Annotated in this window: 3 protein-coding genes; all 3 read left to right on the top strand. The window is 59.2% G+C overall.

Annotated elements, in window-relative coordinates:
• Window positions 1-438: hypothetical protein (locus tag XdyCFBP7245_RS23385; RefSeq protein WP_211287778.1), on the top strand; the 438-nt coding region annotated here is incomplete at its 5' end.
• Between the two features lie 250 nt (window positions 439-688).
• The gene (locus XdyCFBP7245_RS23375) at window positions 689-1,156 is read left to right on the top strand and encodes a SymE family type I addiction module toxin (protein ID WP_449361610.1); all 468 of its coding nucleotides are present in this window, start codon (window positions 689-691) and stop codon (window positions 1,154-1,156) included.
• Window positions 1,157-1,231: 75 nt separating this feature from the next.
• Window positions 1,232-1,468: a hypothetical protein gene (locus XdyCFBP7245_RS23370; protein WP_104617717.1), complete on the top strand. Its 237-nt coding sequence runs from the start codon at window positions 1,232-1,234 to the stop codon at window positions 1,466-1,468.
• Window positions 1,469-1,621 lie beyond the last annotated feature (153 nt).

Raw genomic sequence — 1,621 nt, 5'->3', positions numbered from 1 at the left:
CAGCGTCGCCGAACGTCAGTTGCATGGATGATTCCTCAACACGAGGCGAGTAGTGTCGCGCATCTGCCGTGCTTTGTTCAGAGGTTCCCTAAGTTGCTTAGTGCCCGTCAAGCTCCAGCCTATGTCGATAAGATGACCTACCTGCTTTTCTCCCAGGCTTCAGCTTTGGCTGTACATATAACATGTGCTGCAGTTTGCTTAATTTGGATGTTGCTCTATGGTGTGGGTGCAAAAGGAGATGCTATAAGCTGGCTGTTTCATGCCAGCTTTGGCTTGTTGGCAGTCGCGATGGTCAAATCCTTGCTACTGCCATTACAAATCTATGAGTTGCATCGGTTCGAGTTCGATGCGTTGCTGGATCAGAAGCGAATTGATGTAGAGGCATCCAAGCAATCAGAACTTGCGAAGGGTGGAGTGGATCTCATACCTCGGAATTAGACGTCAAAGTAGGATCAGTCGAGAGTGCTTAATTAAGTGGTCAAGTCTAGCTTTGATGTTCTCACCGAAGTTGGTCAACCTGCCCTTGATACCGAGTACTCCCTGTCCGCTAATAACCAGTTGACATCCCAACAAACCCGCAGCAATCTCTACCTCAAGGAGCGTAGAAACTCCTCACACAGCGGTACCCACCTCCGTCAAACCGGTGGGTTTTTTGTGCCTGCAGCGTCTTGCGGGTGCAACCGACGCGATGCCTGCGTCGGGAGGGCGGCTAATACAACACCCTTCGGGGAAATACGCCCGCCGACTGTGTGCGGTTTCTAACCTCCCGACATCCCGTCGCCAGCCGGCGGCGGGTCCTGTTCGTCCAGGAGGGCTTTGCCATGCGTCGATCCACATCCCGTTCCACGCCCACTCGCAAGCGCGCCACGGTGCCACAGCCCACCGAGATCGGCTGGCAGTCGCTCGACCCCTCGATCACGCCGCGGCCCTACCTCGAACGCACCCCCATCCCAGCAAGCCGCGCCGCCCAGGCCACCCGCGTGCCCCGCAACACTGCACCGTCGGCTACGGCTACTACCCCGACAGCCACCAACGCATCCCCACCCTGCGCCTACGCGGCCGCTGGCTGGAACAACTCGGCTTCACCATCGGCAGCAAACTCCACATCCGCATGCGCAACGGCGAGCTGGTCGTCAGCGTGGGCCCCACGGACTAACCAGGTGCGCAGCGCAAGCGCAGCACGCACCCGCACGCCCCGCGCCGAGCGCAACGCGCAGAGGAGAGGACACAGATGGAGCACCCCGCCGTCGTCTTGCATCTCACGCTGGACCAACGCGACCAGCTCGACCGCCTGCTACGCACCTTCATCGCTCCTAGCGATGTCATCGCCATGAGCAAACCGGAGTGCCTGGAGGCGCAGACGCTGCCCACGTTGGGGCAAGCCGTCTTCGATGCGGCCTATGCCGTGCGCCAGATGCTTGAGCAGCAGGTGGAGCAGACGCACCAAGCGGGTAGTGAGCGTAGCTAGGGAAGATTGAAGGGGGCAGGAGCCGGTCTGAGCCAGGTTTTTCCGGCTACGGCCCAGACCATTAGGGAACCTCTGAACAAAGCACGGCAGATGCGCGACACTACCCGCCTCGTGTTGAGGAATCATCCATGCAACTGACGTTCGGCGACGCTG

It is taken from the genome of Xanthomonas dyei (genome assembly GCF_002939865.1).
GTDB classification, from domain to species: domain Bacteria; phylum Pseudomonadota; class Gammaproteobacteria; order Xanthomonadales; family Xanthomonadaceae; genus Xanthomonas; species Xanthomonas dyei.
The sequence above is the reverse complement of the archived record's forward strand: the minus strand, read 5'-3'. Positions and strand labels throughout refer to the sequence as shown.